General features: G+C 71.3%; 15 protein-coding genes. 11 read left to right on the top strand and 4 right to left on the bottom strand.

What is annotated here, in order from left to right; all coding sequences use genetic code 11:
• Window positions 1–75: 75 nt before the first annotated feature.
• Window positions 76–1,515, bottom strand: coding sequence for an NAD(P)H-quinone dehydrogenase (locus ACQEVG_RS24335; RefSeq protein WP_432987396.1), 1,440 nt, complete (start codon window positions 1,513–1,515; stop codon window positions 76–78).
• A gap of 164 nt (window positions 1,516–1,679) precedes the next feature.
• Here ACQEVG_RS24335 and ACQEVG_RS24330 point away from each other — a divergent pair, with 164 nt between their 5' ends.
• The 4 genes from ACQEVG_RS24330 (at window position 1,680) to ACQEVG_RS24315 (ending at window position 6,661) form a co-directional block, all read left to right on the top strand.
• Window positions 1,680–2,117, top strand: a complete 438-nt coding sequence (locus ACQEVG_RS24330) for a gamma-glutamylcyclotransferase (RefSeq protein WP_142214025.1) — start codon at window positions 1,680–1,682, stop codon at window positions 2,115–2,117.
• A 171-nt stretch (window positions 2,118–2,288) separates the two neighbouring features.
• Window positions 2,289–3,119 (top strand): purine-nucleoside phosphorylase, encoded by an 831-nt coding sequence (locus ACQEVG_RS24325; RefSeq protein WP_404725764.1) that lies wholly within the window; start codon window positions 2,289–2,291, stop codon window positions 3,117–3,119.
• Window positions 3,120–3,658: 539 nt separating this feature from the next.
• Entirely contained in the window at window positions 3,659–5,341 is a 1,683-nt protein-coding gene (locus tag ACQEVG_RS24320; protein WP_432987393.1) for a phospho-sugar mutase, read from the top strand.
• A 111-nt stretch (window positions 5,342–5,452) separates the two neighbouring features.
• Window positions 5,453–6,661 carry a hypothetical protein gene (locus ACQEVG_RS24315; RefSeq protein WP_432987391.1) on the top strand — a complete coding sequence of 403 codons (1,209 nt, stop codon included), beginning with the start codon at window positions 5,453–5,455 and terminating at the stop codon, window positions 6,659–6,661.
• 63 nt (window positions 6,662–6,724) lie between these two features.
• Here the strand turns inward: ACQEVG_RS24315 and ACQEVG_RS24310 are convergent, their stop codons facing one another.
• A complete protein-coding gene (locus ACQEVG_RS24310; protein WP_432987389.1) occupies window positions 6,725–7,360 on the bottom strand; it encodes a PH domain-containing protein in 636 nt (211 codons plus the stop codon).
• A gap of 144 nt (window positions 7,361–7,504) precedes the next feature.
• Between ACQEVG_RS24310 and deoC the strand changes: the two genes are divergently transcribed.
• From deoC to ACQEVG_RS24295, 3 genes are read left to right on the top strand one after another with little or no spacing between them, the layout of a single operon-like run.
• On the top strand, window positions 7,505–8,452 hold the full coding sequence (gene deoC, locus ACQEVG_RS24305; protein WP_432992856.1) for a deoxyribose-phosphate aldolase: 948 nt from the start codon (window positions 7,505–7,507) through the stop codon (window positions 8,450–8,452).
• Window positions 8,453–8,464: 12 nt separating this feature from the next.
• A complete protein-coding gene (locus tag ACQEVG_RS24300) occupies window positions 8,465–9,904 on the top strand; it encodes an aldehyde dehydrogenase family protein (RefSeq protein ID WP_432992853.1) in 1,440 nt (479 codons plus the stop codon).
• Window positions 9,897–10,784: an aldehyde dehydrogenase family protein gene (locus tag ACQEVG_RS24295; protein ID WP_432987387.1), complete on the top strand. Its 888-nt coding sequence runs from the start codon at window positions 9,897–9,899 to the stop codon at window positions 10,782–10,784. The genes ACQEVG_RS24300 and ACQEVG_RS24295 overlap by 8 nt, the downstream gene beginning before the upstream one ends.
• 134 nt (window positions 10,785–10,918) lie before the next feature.
• On the opposite strand, the gene ACQEVG_RS24290 is transcribed toward ACQEVG_RS24295, so the two are convergent.
• Window positions 10,919–11,308 (bottom strand): hypothetical protein, encoded by a 390-nt coding sequence (locus ACQEVG_RS24290; protein ID WP_432987385.1) that lies wholly within the window; start codon window positions 11,306–11,308, stop codon window positions 10,919–10,921.
• A gap of 54 nt (window positions 11,309–11,362) precedes the next feature.
• Here ACQEVG_RS24290 and ACQEVG_RS24285 point away from each other — a divergent pair, with 54 nt between their 5' ends.
• Window positions 11,363–12,067, top strand: a complete 705-nt coding sequence (locus ACQEVG_RS24285) for a uridine kinase (RefSeq protein WP_432987383.1) — start codon at window positions 11,363–11,365, stop codon at window positions 12,065–12,067.
• 203 nt (window positions 12,068–12,270) lie between these two features.
• Here ACQEVG_RS24285 and ACQEVG_RS24280 read toward each other — a convergent pair whose 3' ends face one another.
• Window positions 12,271–12,999 carry a SigE family RNA polymerase sigma factor gene (locus tag ACQEVG_RS24280; RefSeq protein ID WP_432987381.1) on the bottom strand — a complete coding sequence of 243 codons (729 nt, stop codon included), beginning with the start codon at window positions 12,997–12,999 and terminating at the stop codon, window positions 12,271–12,273.
• Between the two features lie 294 nt (window positions 13,000–13,293).
• On the opposite strand from ACQEVG_RS24280, the gene afsQ1 reads away from it, so the two are divergent.
• The 3 genes from afsQ1 to ACQEVG_RS24265 are packed head-to-tail and all read left to right on the top strand — an operon-like array spanning window position 13,294 to window position 16,197.
• Window positions 13,294–13,971 carry a two-component system response regulator AfsQ1 gene (gene afsQ1 / locus ACQEVG_RS24275; RefSeq protein ID WP_175257369.1) on the top strand — a complete coding sequence of 226 codons (678 nt, stop codon included), beginning with the start codon at window positions 13,294–13,296 and terminating at the stop codon, window positions 13,969–13,971.
• 40 nt (window positions 13,972–14,011) lie between these two features.
• Window positions 14,012–15,574: an ATP-binding protein gene (locus tag ACQEVG_RS24270; protein ID WP_432987378.1), complete on the top strand. Its 1,563-nt coding sequence runs from the start codon at window positions 14,012–14,014 to the stop codon at window positions 15,572–15,574.
• Window positions 15,571–16,197: a hypothetical protein gene (locus ACQEVG_RS24265; RefSeq protein WP_432987376.1), complete on the top strand. Its 627-nt coding sequence runs from the start codon at window positions 15,571–15,573 to the stop codon at window positions 16,195–16,197. The genes ACQEVG_RS24270 and ACQEVG_RS24265 overlap by 4 nt, the downstream gene beginning before the upstream one ends.
• The last annotated feature ends 46 nt before the right edge of the window (window positions 16,198–16,243 follow it).

The raw sequence follows: 16,243 nt of genomic DNA, 5'->3' as shown, positions 1-16,243 counted from the left end.
ACCAAGTGGTATGGACAGTCCCGAAGTTGATCAGTCGTGGCGCGAAGTGCCCGGTTCTTCGGGTTTACGCCTGCATCACGCCTCACCCGAGGTCTTCCGGGTGTGCAACTGCCGCGCCACCTCGGCGATCGACCCCGACAGAGACGGGTACACGGTGAAAGCGTTTGCGATCTGTTCCACCGTCAGATTGTTGTCGACCGCGATCGAGATGGGATGGATCAGCTCGCTGGCACGCGGCGAGACGACCACGCCGCCGACCACGATTCCCGTACCCGGACGGCAGAAGATCTTGACGAAGCCGTCCCGGATGCCCTGCATCTTCGCGCGCGGGTTGCGCAGCAGGGGCAGCTTCACGGACCGGGCGTCGATCTTGCCCGCGTCCACGTCCGCCTGGCTGTAGCCGACGGTGGCGATCTCCGGGTCGGTGAAGACGTTCGACGAGACGGTCTTCAGGTTCAGCGGCTGCACCGCGTCGCCCAGGAAGTGGTACATCGCGATACGGCCCTGCATGGCCGCGACGGAGGCGAGCGCGAAGACTCCGGTGACGTCACCCGCGGCGTACACACCGGGCGCGGACGTACGGGAGACCTTGTCGGTCCAGATGTGGCCCGAGTCCTTGAGCCGGACCCCGGCCTCCTCCAGGCCCATCCCCGCGGAGTTCGGGATCGCGCCGACCGCCATCAGGCAGTGCGAGCCGGAGATGACCCGGCCGTCGGAGAGCGTGACCTCGACGCGATCGCCGACGCGCTTGGCGGACTCGGCGCGGGAGCGGGCCATGACGTTCATGCCGCGGCGGCGGAAGACGTCCTCGAGGACGGCCGCGGCGTCCGGGTCCTCGCCGGGCAGCACGCGGTCGCGGGACGAGACGAGGGTGACCCGGGAGCCGAGCGCCTGGTACGCGCCGGCGAACTCGGCGCCGGTGACGCCGGAGCCGACCACGATGAGCTCCTCGGGAAGCTCGTCCAGGTCGTACACCTGGGTCCAGTTGAGAATGCGCTCTCCGTCGGGGAGCGCATCCGGGATCTCGCGCGGGTGACCGCCGGTCGCGATCAGCACCGCGTCGGCGGTCAGCCGCTCCTCGGTGCCGTCGGCCGCGCGCACGACCACCGTGCGGGAGCCGTCCATCGCCTGCTGGCCCTCCAGCCGCCCGCGGCCGCGCAGAACGCGCGCGCCGGCCCGGGTGACGGAGGCCGTGATGTCGTGGGACTGGGCGAGCGCGAGGCGCTTCACGCGTCGGTTGACCTTGCCGAGATCGACGCCGACGACGCGCGCGGCCTGCTCGAGCGGCGGGGTGTCGTCGGCGACGATGATGCCGAGCTCTTCGTAGGAGGAGTCGAAGGTGGTCATCACCTCTGCGGTGGCGATGAGGGTCTTCGAAGGTACGCAGTCGGTCAGCACCGAGGCGCCGCCGAGGCCGTCGCAGTCGACGACGGTCACCTCCGCGCCGAGCTGGGCGCCCACCAGGGCCGCCTCGTATCCGCCGGGTCCGCCGCCGATGATCACGATCCGGGTCACTGGGGTTACGCCTCGCGCTCTCGTTCGTTCTGCCGGGGGTCGGGGGGTGGCCCCGTTGGACTGCAGTACGTCCTCCATTGTCCCGCACGGTTCAAGTGCCATCGCCCCGGGTCCCTCCAATGGTGAACGGCACTCACCCGCGCCCCTCCCGTACCCTCGATCCCATGTCGCTCTACGCCGCGTACGCCGGCAACCTCGACGCGCGGCTGATGTCCCGCCGCGCTCCGCACTCCCCGCTGCGCGGCACCGGCTGGCTGAACGGCTGGCGGCTGACGTTCGGCGGCGAGCAGATGGGCTGGGAGGGGGCGCTGGCCACGATCGTGGAGGCGCCGCGCTCGCAGGTCTTCGTGGCGCTGTACGACATCGCCCCGATGGACGAGGACTCGATGGACCGCTGGGAGGGCGTCGGCCTGGACATCTACCGGCGGATGCGGGTCCGCGTGGACACGCTGGACGGCGAGGAGCCGGCCTGGGTGTATGTGCTGAACGGGTACGAGGGCGGGCTGCCGTCCGCGCGGTATCTGGGGGAGCTCGCGGATGCGGCGGATTCGGCGGGGGCGCCGCACGACTATGTGATGGAGCTGCGCAAGCGGCCGTGCTAGGCGCGTTCGTTCCCGTGCTGCGACCTGCGAGCTGACCGCGTCATGTCCGCGTCCTGACCGCGTCCTGACCTGTGTTCGTCGGTCGTTTGTCGGAAACAACAAGACAACGATCCGAAGACCGTGAGCTGCGTCATCTACGCGCGTAGGGAATCACCGGTTACCCTCGTCCGCGTGAACGCATCTGTGAATCCGGACCTCAACGGCGTTACCGCCGACCCCCACGCCGCAGCCGACGCCGCCGCCGCGCGCCTGCGCGAGCTGACCGGCGCCGAGACGCATGACGTAGCCCTGGTGATGGGCTCCGGCTGGGCGCCGGCCGTCGACGCGCTCGGTGCGCCCGAGGCCGAGTTCCCGGTCACCGAACTGCCCGGCTTCCCGCCGCCGGCGGTCGAGGGCCACGGCGGCACGATCCGCTCGTACCGCATCGGCGCGAAGCGGGCGCTGGTCTTCCTGGGCCGTACGCACTACTACGAGGGACGGGGTGTCGCGGCCGTCGCGCACGGGGTGCGCACCGCGGTCGCCGCGGGCTGCAAGACGGTCGTCCTGACGAACGGCTGCGGCGGTCTGCGCGAGGGCATGCGGCCCGGACAGCCGGTGCTGATCAGCGACCACATCAACCTGACGGCCACTTCGCCGATCGTCGGGGCGAACTTCGTGGACCTGACGGACCTGTACTCGCCGCGGCTGCGTGCGCTGTGCAAGGAGATCGACGCGTCGCTGGAGGAGGGCGTGTACGTCCAGTTCCCCGGCCCGCACTACGAGACGCCGGCGGAGATCAACATGGTCCGCGTGCTGGGCGGCGACCTGGTGGGCATGTCCACGGTCCTGGAGGCGATCGCGGCCCGTGAGGCGGGCGCGGAGGTGCTGGGCATCTCGCTGGTGACGAACCTGGCGGCGGGTCTGACGGGTGAGCCGCTGAACCACGAGGAGGTGCTCCAGGCGGGCCGGGACTCGGCGGCACGGATGGGCGCGCTGCTGACGCGGGTCCTGGACCGGATCTGACGGTTCGCCGCTGCGGGCCGCGGGGGTGCGGGGTACCCGGTGCGTGTGGTGCCGGCGCAGGGGGTTCGCCCGCGAAGCCGCCCACCGGGCAGCAACCACCAACGCCCCCTGGCCCACGCCCACCACGACCGCGGTACCGGCCGCGTCGGGCTCGACTCCTCGGGGTCGGCGGCGTACGGGGTCGGCGGCGTACGGGGGTGCGCGTTGATCACTCGGCGCTTGCCGCCGATCCCCTGCGGGGACGACCCTGCACGGCCCCTCCCCAGGGGGACGTATCGCAGGGGCGCGGCCCGAAGCTGCCGAACGGCGGGCCGCAGCACCGCCCAGACGCCCCTTCCCCCGCGGGGCTTCAGGCGCGCGAGCCGGCGCTTACGGGGCGTGGGGCGTCAGCCCCTGCGAACCTCCCCCGGGGGCCCGGGGCCAAGCCCCCACGCGGCGGAGCCGCAAGTCGATACAGCCGGGACGGGGCGGCGTGGTGGAACAAGCCCCGCGCCCGAGCCACCGCACCCCGCACCCATGCCCACGCCCACGCCCCGACAATGGCAGGGCGACGACGACCACACACGAGAGGCGGACCAACCGTGCAGCATGACCTCATCGCGCGGGCCAGCGCGTGGCTGGCGGAGGACCCGGACAGTGAGACCCGGGACGAGCTCGGGAAGCTCATCGACGCGCACGATGTCGACGAGCTCGCCGCGCGGTTCAGCGGGACGCTGCAGTTCGGGACGGCCGGGCTGCGCGGGGAGCTCGGGGCCGGGCCCATGCGTATGAACCGGGCCGTCGTCATCCGGGCCGCCGCCGGGCTCGCCGCGTATCTCAAGGCGAAGGGCCAGGCCGACGGCCTCGTCGTCATCGGATACGACGCCCGCTACAAGTCCGCCGACTTCGCGCGCGACACCGCCGCCGTGATGGTCGGCGCCGGGCTCCGCGCCGCGCTGCTGCCCCGCCCGCTGCCCACCCCCGTACTCGCCTTCGCCATAAGGGAACTGGGCGCCGTCGCCGGTGTCGAGGTCACCGCCAGCCACAACCCGCCGCGCGACAACGGCTACAAGGTCTACCTCGGCGACGGCACCCAGATCGTGCCGCCCGCGGACTCCGAGATCGCCGCCGAGATCGACGCGATCCGCAGCCTGAGCGACGTTCCGCGCGCCGAGTCGGGCTGGGACACCCTCGGCGACGAGGCCCTGGACGCCTATCTGGCCCGTACGGACGCCGTGCTGACCGCCGGTTCCCCTCGCACCGTCCGCGTCGTCTACACGGCCATGCACGGCGTCGGCAAGGACGTGCTGACCGCGGCCTTCGCCCGGGCCGGCTTCCCCGCACCCGCTCTCGTGGCGGAACAGGCCGAGCCCGACCCGGCGTTCCCGACCGTCGCGTTCCCCAATCCGGAAGAACCGGGCGCGATGGATCTCGCCTTCGCGAAGGCCCGCGAGGTCCAGCCGGACATCGTGATCGCGAACGACCCGGACGCCGACCGGTGCGCGGTCGCGGTCCCGGACAACGGCGACTGGCGCATGCTCCGCGGCGACGAGGTCGGCGCGCTGCTCGCCGCGCACCTCGTCCACAAGGGCGCACGGGGCACCTTCGCCGAGTCCATCGTGTCCTCCTCCTTGCTCGGGCGGATCGCCGGCGCGGCAGGTCTGCCGTACGAGGAGACGCTGACCGGCTTCAAGTGGATCGCCCGCGTGGAGGGCCTGCGGTACGGCTACGAGGAGGCGCTCGGCTACTGCGTCGACCCCGAGGGCGTACGCGACAAGGACGGCGTCACCGCCGCCCTGCTCGTCGCCGAGCTCGCCTCGGAGCTGAAGGAACAGGGCCGCACCCTCACGGATCTGCTCGACGACCTCGCCGTCGCGCACGGCCTGCACGCCACCGACCAGTTGTCGGTGCGCGTCGAGGATCTGAGCATCATCGCGAACGCGATGCGCACGCTGCGCGAGCAGCCGCCGACCGTACTGGCCGGGCTGCGCGTCGTCTCCGCCGAGGACCTGACCCGCGGCACGGACAAGCTCCCGCCCACGGACGGCCTGCGGTACTACCTCGACGGCGAGTTCAAGGCCCGCGTCATCGTCCGCCCGAGCGGCACCGAGCCCAAGCTCAAGTGCTATCTGGAGGTCGTGGTGCCGGTCGCGGACGCGAGCGAGCTCGAGACCGCGCGGGAGCGGGCCACGGAGATCCTGGACGGAATCAAGCGGGATCTGGCGGCCGCGGCCGGGATCTGACCGCCCGTACGGGTGAATCTCGTACGGAGTTGAGGCAGCGGCAGCCGCTCCCTGTGACCGTCCGGGCAATGGTGACCCGGTAGCGCATGCCGAGTCACAGGAGCAGCCGCCGTGTCCCCCACCGCGACCGTTCGAGCCGCTGTCCCCGGCTCCCGCCGGCCACCGGCCGCGGGAGGCGGCGGCCCGGCGGGTGCAGCGGACCGTCTCCGGCGGGCGCTGCGGCGGGCCGCGCCCGCGCTGCTCGGCTATCTCGCGGTACGGCTCTGCGGGCTGCTGGTCCTCGCCAGATGGGCGCATGTGAAGGGGCACGGCGTCTGGCCGACGCTGGCCACGTCCTGGGACTCGGGCTGGTACCTGGGCATCGCCGACCACGGCTACGTCGACGCCCTCGGCACCCGCCCCAACGACAACAACCTCGCCTTCTTCCCGCTCTATCCGGTGCTGGTGAAGGCCGTCGCCGCTCTCACGCCCGGCTCACGCGCGAGTGTCGGGCTGCTGCTCGCGGTCGGTTTCTCGTTCGTCGCCGCGTGGGGCGTCTTCGCGGTGGGCGACCGGCTGTACGGGCTGCGGGTGGGCGTCCTGCTCACCGTGCTCTGGGGCGTACTGCCCGTCGCGATGGTCCAGTGGATGGGCTACACCGAGTCGATGTTCACCGCGCTCGCGGCGTGGTCGCTGTACGCGGTGCTCACCGGGCGCTGGCTGTGGGCGGGTTCGCTCGCGGCGCTGGCCGGACTGACCAGGCCGACGGGCATCGCGCTCGCGGCGGCGGTGTCGTTGGCGGCGCTGCCGGCCTGCCGCGGACGCCGCCCCGGCGGCCGGCGGGCGGCTCTCGTGGGGGCGCTGATCGCGCCCACGGGGTGGCTGGCGTACGTCGCCTGGGTGGGGGCGCGCGTGGGACGCGTGGACGGCTACTTCGCCGTACAGAAGCTGTGGCGGAACCAGTGGGACGGCGGGGCGTCCACGCTGCGCTATCTGCGGCAGTACCTGGTCTATATGACCAAGCCCCAGCTGTTCCTGGTGGTCGTGTCGGTCGTGCTGATCGTGTCGGTCGGGCTGTACGTGCTGTGCGTCGCCGAGCGCCAGCCGCTCGCGCTGCTGGTCTTCACCGGCGTGCTGCTGCTCGTCGTGCTCGGCAGCGGCGGCGTCTACTTCCCGCGCGCCCGCTTTCTGATGCCGGGCTTCCCGCTGCTGATGCCGCTGGCCCGGTCGCTGGCAAGAGCGCGGCGTACGGCGGTGGTGGCGGGTGTACTCGCCATGGCGACGCTGTCGTCGGCCTGGCTGGGGGCGTACATGCTGCTGGTCTGGAAGGGCCCGCCGTAATCTGCCGTGACCACCGAGGACGCGGTGCCCCCCAGGGGCCCGAGCCGCGGCTCGGACGGTCCGTCAGCCGATTCCCAGCAGCACCGCGAGCAGCACCGCCCCGGCCACCGCCGGCGCCACGACCTCGTACGCCCAGCGGATCTGCGGCTCACCCTGCGCGCCCGGCCGCGCCGCGTTGTGCTCCTTCAGCTCCCGCAGGTCCACGATCGCCTGGTCCGCCGGCGCCACCCGCGCCGCCGAGTCGGTGACATCCGCCGAGACCGGCGTGCGCCCGTGCGGGTCGTCCTGCGCCCGCCGCATCTGCTGGCGCGAGGCCCGCTTGCGCTGCCGCAGCGAGACCGGGATCGCCCACAGCTGGTACTTCGTACCGTACTGCGTGAAGATCTCGCTGGAGTACCCGGCCCGCACATCCGCGACGACGGCCCAGGGAAGCGTGATCGTCCGGAACGGATTCCTGATGCGCAGCCGGTCGTGGCCGGCGAAGACCGCGGGACGCAGCGTGAAGGCGATCACCAGCGGGGCCGCCAGCAGCGCCGCGGCGAGGGCCACCCACGGCGTACGCCCCTCGCCCCGGACGATCGCGTCCCCGGTGAGCCAGGCGACGAGCGCGAGCAGCAGGACGCCGCCCACCATCCCGAGGGGCGAGCGGAAGGCCCGGTCGGCGTAGGTGGGCTCGGCGGGCGGCTGGGGGGTCGTCATGGTTCCGATTCTGCCGTACGCCCGGCGAGGGCCGCCGACCAGTGCCGCGCGCGCGGGGCAGGTCTCGATCCGGGGCACAATGGACGGGCTCCCGCCACCCCCTGTACAGGTCGCTACGCGCGTAGATATGCTCCTCTGGTGACCATGCCCACCATCCCCACCGCATTCGCTGACGTGACCGCGTCCGACAGCACACTGCGGCGCTTCCTCCATGGCCTGTCCGGCGTCGACGCCGTCGGCCTGGAGGCCCGCGCCGCAGGGCTCGGTACGCGCTCGATCAAGACCACGGCCAAGGCGTACGCCATTGATCTGGCCATCTCGATGATCGACCTGACGACGCTCGAAGGCGCGGACACCCCGGGCAAGGTCCGGGCGCTCGCCGCCAAGGCCGTCCACCCCGACCCGACCGACCGCACCACCCCGTCGACCGCCGCGGTCTGCGTCTACCCCGACATGGCCGCCGTCGCCGCCGAGGCTCTCAAGGGCTCCGGCGTCAAGGTCGCCTCCGTCGCCACCGCGTTCCCGGCCGGCCGTGCCGCGCTCGACGTGAAGCTCGCGGACACCCGCGACGCCGTCGCCGCCGGGGCAGACGAGATCGACATGGTGATCGACCGCGGGGCCTTCCTCGCCGGTCATTACCTGAAGGTCTACGACGAGATCCGCGCCGTGAAGGAGGCCGCGGGCCACGCCCGGCTGAAGGTCATCTTCGAGACCGGCGAGCTCTCGACGTACGACAACATCCGCCGCGCCTCCTGGCTCGGCATGATCGCGGGCGCGGACTTCATCAAGACCTCGACCGGCAAGGTCGCGGTCAACGCCACCCCCGCGAACACCCTGCTCATGCTGGAGGCCGTACGCGACTTCCGGGAGCAGACTGGAGTGCAGGTGGGCGTGAAGCCCGCGGGCGGCATCCGCACCAGCAAGGACGCGATCAAGTTCCTGGTCCTGGTCAACGAGACCGTCGGGCCGGACTGGCTGGACAACCACTGGTTCCGCTTCGGCGCGTCGAGCCTGCTGAACGACCTGCTGATGCAGCGGCAGAAGCTGGCCACCGGACGCTACTCCGGCCCCGACTACGTGACGGTGGACTGAGACCTCATGGCAATGAACAAGCAGCCTTTTGACTACGCACCCGCCCCCGAATCGCGGTCGATCGTCGACATCGCGCCGTCGTACGGCCTCTTCATCGACGGCGAGTTCACCGACGCCGCCGACGGCAAGGTCTTCAAGACCGTCTCGCCGTCCACCGAGGAGGTCCTCGCCGAGGTCGCCCAGGCGGGCACCGAGGACGTGGACCGCGCCGTGAAGGCGGCCCGCAAGGCGTTCGAGAAGTGGTCGGCGCTGCCCGGCTCGGAGCGCTCCAAGTACCTCTTCCGCATCGCGCGGATCATCCAGGAGCGCTCGCGCGAGCTCGCCGTCCTGGAGACCCTCGACAACGGCAAGCCGATCAAGGAGACGCGCGACGCGGATCTGCCGCTCGTCGCCGCGCACTTCTTCTACTACGCGGGCTGGGCCGACAAGCTCGACCACGCGGGATACGGCCCCAATCCGCGGCCGCTCGGCGTGGCCGGCCAGGTCATCCCCTGGAACTTCCCCCTGCTGATGCTCGCGTGGAAGATCGCCCCGGCGCTCGCCACCGGCAACACCGTGGTGCTGAAGCCCGCCGAGACCACGCCGCTGAGTGCGCTGTTCTTCGCGGACATCTGCCGCCAGGCGGGCCTGCCGAAGGGCGTCGTCAACATCCTTCCGGGATACGGCGAGACGGGCGCCGCGCTCGTCGAGCACCCCGACGTCAACAAGGTCGCCTTCACGGGCTCGACCGCGGTCGGCAAGGCCATCGCCCGCCAGATCGCAGGCACGGACAAGAAGGTCACCCTGGAGCTGGGCGGCAAGGGCGCCAACATCGTCTTCGACGACGCCCCCATCGACCAGGCCGTCGAGGGCATCGTCGGCGGCATCTTCTTCAACCAGGGCCAGGTCTGCTGCGCGGGCTCCCGCCTCCTCGTCCAGGAGTCCATCCAGGACGAGCTGCTGAACTCGCTGAAGCGCCGGCTGTCCACGCTCCGCCTCGGCGACCCGCTGGACAAGAACACCGACATCGGCGCGATCAACTCCGCCGACCAGCTGGCCCGTATCCATACGCTGACCGAGACGGGCGAGGCGGAGGGCGCCGAGCGCTGGTCCGCCCCGTGCGAGCTGCCGAGCTCGGGCTACTGGTTCGCCCCGACGCTCTTCACGAACGTCACCCAGGCGCACACCATCGCGCGCGACGAGATCTTCGGCCCGGTGCTGTCCGTGCTGACGTTCCGTACGCCGGACGAGGCCGTCGCCAAGGCCAACAACAGCCAGTACGGCCTCTCGGCGGGCATCTGGACGGAGAAGGGCTCCCGCATCCTCGCGGTCGCGAGCAGGCTCCGGGCCGGCGTCGTCTGGGCCAACACGTTCAACAAGTTCGACCCGACCTCGCCCTTCGGCGGCTACAAGGAGTCGGGCTTCGGCCGCGAGGGCGGCCGTCACGGTCTGGAGGCCTACCTCGATGTCTGACGGGCGACTGAGCGTCTTCAAGACCTACAAGCTGTACGTCGGGGGCAAGTTCCCCCGCTCCGAGAGCGGCCGGGTGTACGAGGTGACGGACTCAAAGGGCAAGTGGCTGGCCAACGCCCCGCTCTCCTCCCGCAAGGACGCGCGTGACGCCGTCGTCGCCGCCCGCAAGGCCTTCGGCGGCTGGTCCGGCGCCACCGCGTACAACCGCGGCCAGATCCTCTACCGCATCGCCGAGATGCTGGAGGGCCGCCGGGACCAGTTCGTACGCGAAGTGGCGGACGCCGAGGGCCTGTCGAAGTCGAAGGCCGCGGCGGTCGTCGACGCGGCGATCGACCGCTGGGTCTGGTACGCGGGCTGGACGGACAAGATCGGCCAGATCGTGGGCGGGGCGAACCCGGTCGCGGGCCCGTTCTTCAATCTGTCGACCCCCGAGCCGACGGGCGTGGTCACGGTCCTGGCTCCCCAGGAGTCGGCCTTCCTGGGCCTGGTGTCTGTGCTCGCCCCGGTGATCGCGACCGGCAACACGGCGATCGTGATCGCCAGCGAGAAGTCCCCGCTGCCCGCGCTCTCGCTGGGCGAGGTGCTGGCCACGTCCGACCTGCCCGGCGGTGTGGTCAACGTCCTGTCGGGGCGGACCGCGGAGATCGCGGCCCCGCTGGCCTCGCACCAGGACGTCAACGCCATCGACCTCACCGGTGCCGATGACGTACTGGCGAAGGAACTGGAGATCGCGGCGGCGGACAATCTCAAGCGCGTCCTTCGTCCACAGGCTGTGGATTTCTCGGCCGATCCCGGCACGCACCGCCTGACGGCCTTCCTGGAGACGAAGACGGTCTGGCATCCGACGGGCTCGCTCGGCGCGTCCGGTTCGGCGTATTGACCGTCCTGCGTACTGACGGTTCCGCGTACTGGACGTTCCGCGTACTGACCGGGCAGCTGCCCGGCCCATGACCGAGCCCCCTGCCGTCCCGTCCGGCGGCAGGGGGCTCTTTCGCGCCCGGACTCAGAACGGACTCAGAACGGCAGCAGGCGCGTAGCCCCGCCCACGACCGGCAGGTCCTTGGCCGCGGCACCGGCCGCGAGGGGGCCGGTGACCGCCGCCGTGGACACCGGCTGGAAGTCGGCGACCTGTGTGCCGAAGGAGTTGTCGAGCGGGTCGACGCCGGTGTTGGCCAGGGGGTTGAGCTGGAGGCTCGTGAGCTGCCCGGCACCGGACACCGAGTCCGTGACCACGCCCGTCGCCCGCTGGGCCTGGTCTTCGAGGGTGTCGAGGCCCACGGGTGCGGTCGTCGGCGCGGCGTGGGCGGCACCGCCCGCGCCGAGGGCCGCGGCCACCGTCGCGACGGTCAGACCTGCTCGCAGCAGGGCGAGCCGCGCGGGCTGGGGAGCTTTGTGACGTGCCATGGAGATTCCCGCCTGAAGGAGTAATCGGTCGAGCACGCAGAGTATTGAGGTGTGATGCTCAATACCAACCCCGGCCCCGGCGGGTCCCCTTCACGAGTCAATGCCTCACACTGGTGTCCCGTGAGCTCTTCCCCCATTCCCGCCCGTGTTGTGCTGCTCTCGGGTCCTTCCGGTTCCGGAAAGTCGTCCCTCGCCGAGCGCTCGGCTCTGCCGGTGCTGCGCCTGGACGACTTCTACAAGGAGGGCGACGACCCGACGCTGCCGCTGGTGGTGGGCAGTTCGGACATCGACTGGGACTCGCCGGGGTCGTGGGACGCGGACGCGGCGGTGGCCGCGATCGAGGAGCTGTGCCGTACGGGAAGTACCACCGTCCCCGTGTACGACATCGCCACGAGCTCGCGCGTCGACCAGGAGGCGTTCGGGATCGGCCGTACGCCGCTGTTCGTGGCGGAGGGGATCTTCGCGGCGGACATCGTGGGCCGCTGCGAAGAACTCGGCGTGCTGGCGGACGCGCTGTGCCTGCGCGGCCGCCCGTCGACGACGTTCCGCCGCCGGCTGGCGCGGGATGTGCGCGAGGGCCGCAAGTCGGTGGGCTTTCTGCTCCGCCGCGGCTGGCGTCTGATGCGCGCGGAACGGGGCATCGTGGCCCGCCAGACGGAACTTGGCGCGTATCCGTGCGGCAAGGAGGAGGCGCTGGGCCGCCTCGCCTCGGCGGCAGCGGGCCACAGCCGTACGCCTGCGGCGCGCACCCTGGCCTGACGGCCGAGGTCTTGCTGAGGCAGCGCACCCGGCGCCGCAGGACAAAAGAAAGCGCGGGGCCGGACAAGACCCCCCGGCCTGTCCGGTCCCGCGTTGTTTCCCCCGTGGTCCCCGTTGGTCCCCCGTGACCCCCGTGATCCCCCGACCCCGCCGTCTCCCCCGAAACAGCGGGCCCCCGTTCCCCCGATTCCCCCCAGGTGCCCTCAGGCCACCAGCTCGCCGAAGGACTCTTCCTCGTCACGGCCGAAGCTGAGGACATCGTCCTCACGCAGCCGGCGGAGCGACCGCCAGATGCTCGACTTCACCGTGCCGACACTGATGTCCAGGATCTCCGCGATCTCCGGGTCGGTCCGGCCCTCGTAGTAGCGAAGGACCAGCATCGTCCGCTGGAGTTCGGGCAGCCTGGCCAGCGCCTGCCAGAGCACCGCGCGCAGCTCCGTACCCCGCATCGCGTCGGTGTCGCTCGCCGTCTCCGGCAGCTCCTCCGTCGGGTACTCGTTGAGCTTGCGCCGGCGCCAGGCGCTGATGTGCAGGTTGGTCATCGTGCGGCGCAGATAGCCCCCGACCGCCGCCTTGTCGCTGATCCTGTCCCAGGCCCGGTACGTGGAGAAGAGGGCGCTCTGCAGCAGATCCTCCGCCTCGAACCGGTCCCCGGTCAGGTGGTACGCGGTCGCGTACAGGGAGGCGCGGCGTTCCTGCACGTAGGCGGTGAACTCCGCCTCCGACAGGCTTGTCCGCTCCCCAGTCGCCTCCCCGTACGCGGCTCCCCCGAGAGTCGCGTCAACCACCGTCATGTACGACGGCTTGTGCTGACGCCCGGCGCCGCGAACGCACCCCCGCCCGTTCACGGCGCCGGACTTCTCCGTGCTCCTCACGACGTCGTGGAGACGCGTGACAACTGCGCTTGAGTTGGTGCTGTGCAGTGCGTTCATCTCGCGCCCCCCGTCGAGTGGAGTCTGTTTCCGTCCGTGTGCCAAAAGATTGCCTGGGCAGTTTCATCGCGGTGTCCGCCGACTGTCACAGGCCTGTCACAGGGCCCACCGGGGGCCCCTCAGGGGGCCGGAGGGTGGGAGCCAGGGGCCCGCGCGGAGGCCCCGCAGACGCCGTCCGACCCCCTTCGCCCACCACCACAGAAAGCGCTCGTTACGCCTCTCACAAGCGGAGGAGTCGTGTGGGAGCGCTCCAACGGTCGAACTCCGGCTGCCCCATGGGCCAGAATGACCTCCGTGCCTTTCCTGTTGCTGATCGAGGACGACGACGCCATCCGCACGGCCCTCGAACTCTCCCTGTCACGCCAGGGCCACCGTGTGGCCACCGCGGCGACGGGCGAGGACGGCCTGAAACTGCTGCGCGAGCAGCGGCCGGACCTGATCGTGCTGGATGTGATGCTGCCCGGGATCGACGGTTTCGAGGTGTGCCGGCGCATCAGGCGCACCGACCAGCTGCCGATCATTCTGCTGACCGCACGCAGCGACGACATCGATGTGGTCGTGGGTCTTGAGTCGGGCGCCGACGACTATGTCGTCAAGCCCGTGCAGGGCCGCGTGCTGGACGCCCGGATCCGCGCCGTGCTGCGGCGCGGCGAGCGCGAGTCCACCGACTCCGCGACCTTCGGCTCGCTGGTGATCGACCGCTCCGCGATGACAGTCACCAAGAACGGCGAGGATCTGCAGCTCACGCCGACCGAGCTGCGGCTGCTCCTCGAACTGAGCCGCAGGCCCGGTCAGGCCCTGTCGCGGCAGCAGTTGCTGCGTCTGGTGTGGGAGCACGACTACCTCGGCGACTCACGACTGGTGGACGCCTGCGTACAGCGGCTGCGGGCTAAGGTCGAGGACGTGCCGTCGTCGCCGACCCTGATCCGTACGGTGCGCGGCGTGGGCTATCGGCTGGACGTCCCGCAGTGAGACAGGTGCACGCCCTGACCCCCAGAAACGGAACCCCTAGGTGAGCAGTGCCGCAAAGCGCGCGACACTCGCCGGACTTCGGTGGACGAGCCTGCGCCTCCGTCTGGTCGTCGTCTTCGCCCTCGTCGCGCTGACCGCCGCCGTGTCCGCGTCGGGCATCGCGTACTGGCTCAACCGGGAAGCGGTGCTCACCCGTACACAGGACGCCACGCTCCGCGACTTCCGCCAGGAGATGCAGAACCGGGCCGCCGCGCTGCCGCTGCGGCCGACGCAGAACGAACTGCAGAAGGCCGCCGAGCAGATGGCCGGCGGCAGTTCCGGCTACGGCGTGCTGCTCATCGGCGAGCGCGCCGAGGGCAAGCCGATCGTCGGCGCGTCCAACCCGGACAACTTCACGCTCAAGGACGTGCCGGCGAAGCTGCAGGAGGCGGTGAACGAGCGGCAGGGTGTGGGCGCGGGCAACTCCGTCCCGTACCACCTCTACTGGCAGCGCACCCAGCGCCGCGGCAAGCCCTATCTGGTCGGCGGCAGCCGGATCGTCGGCGGCGGTCCGACCGGCTATGTCTTCAAGTCGCTGGACCAGGAGCGGCAGGACCTCAACTCGCTGGCGTGGTCGCTGGGGATCGCCACCGCGCTGGCACTGGTCGGCTCCGCACTGCTCGCGCAGGCCGCGGCCACCACCGTGCTCAGGCCGGTGCACCGGCTCGGCGAGGCGGCCCGGCGGCTCGGCGAGGGCAAGCTCGACACCCGGCTGCGGGTCTCGGGCACGGACGAACTGGCCGAGCTGGCACGGACGTTCAACAAGACCGCGGAGTCGCTGGAGACGAAGGTCGCGGTCATGAGCGCGCGGGAGGAGTCCAGCCGCCGCTTCGTCGCCGACATGTCGCACGAGCTGCGTACCCCGCTGACCGCGCTCACCGCCGTCACCGAGGTGCTGGAGGACGAGGCCGACAGCCTCGACCCGATGATCGCGCCCGCCGTGAACCTGGTGGTGAGCGAGACCCGGCGGCTCGGTGACCTCGTCGAGAACCTGATGGAGGTCACCCGCTTCGACGCGGGCACGGCCAAGCTGGTCCTGGACACGGTCGACGTCGCCGACCAGGTCACCGCCTGCATCGACGCGCGCGCCTGGCTGGACGCGGTGGAGCTGGACGCCGAGCGCGGAATCATGGCGCTGCTCGATCCGCGCCGGCTCGATGTGATCCTGGCCAATCTGATCGGCAACGCACTCAAGCACGGCGGTTCGCCGGTACGGGTGTCGGTGCGGCCGGTCGACCACGAGCTGCGGATCGAGGTACGGGACCACGGGCCAGGCATCCCCGAGGACGTACTGCCGCACGTCTTCGACCGCTTCTACAAGGCGAGCGCCTCGCGGCCGCGCTCCGAGGGCAGCGGTCTGGGACTCTCGATCGCGATGGAGAACGCCCATATCCACGGCGGCGACATCACCGCGGCCAACTCCGAGGACGGCGACGGCGCAGTGTTCGTGCTGACGCTGCCGCGCGACGCGTCGTCGCTGCAGGACTACGAAGGGCACGGCGACGCGGACGCCGGCGCTGCTCAGGACCGCCCGGACGACCGGGGAGAGGAAGGCGTGCTGTGACGCCGAAGGGCCGCATGCGGCGGGCGGCGGCCGCACTCGCCGTGCTCATAGCCACCACCGCGCTCGGCGGCTGCGGGATCAGGACCACCCAGGTGCCGGTCGACGCCGGTCCCGCGCCCTCGCGCGTGCCGTGCGAGGTGACCTCGCAGGACCTCACTCCCCAGGCGCAGCCGAAGGGCGTCCCGGTCCGCGTCTATCTGGTCTGCGCGTCCCAGCTGGGGTCCGTGGACCGTACGGCCAGGGTTTCGGAGAAGGCCTTCGACAGCCGCGTACAGATCGCCCAGGCGCTCATCGACGAGCTGGCGAGGGAGCCCTCGTCGCCCGAGCACGAGGCGGGCTTCGCCACCTACGTACGAGGGCCGCTGGTGCTGAGCGGGCCGCGCACGGGCGATCCCGCGGGGACGCTGCGGCTGAGCCGTCAGCCGGAGGATCTGCCGCCGGCGGCGCTCGCCCAGATCGTGTGCACGCTCGCCGAGAGCCGGGCGGCGGCCACGGACGGTTCGGTGGTGCTGGGCGGGCCCGGGGAGTACGCGCCGCGCGGGTACCAGTGCTCGGCCGAGACCAAGGAACGCCCCGAGGACCCGGTGCCGACGCTCGGCGCGCTCCCCTCGCCTTCTTCCTAGGACCGCTCCTTCACAGGCTCCCGGAGGGGCCATTCGGCTTCCTCTT

The sequence above is a fragment of the Streptomyces sp. CA-135486 genome, assembly GCF_050936555.1.
In the GTDB taxonomy this organism is placed as follows: domain Bacteria; phylum Actinomycetota; class Actinomycetes; order Streptomycetales; family Streptomycetaceae; genus Streptomyces.
This window is presented reverse-complemented; position numbering and strand designations above follow the sequence as displayed.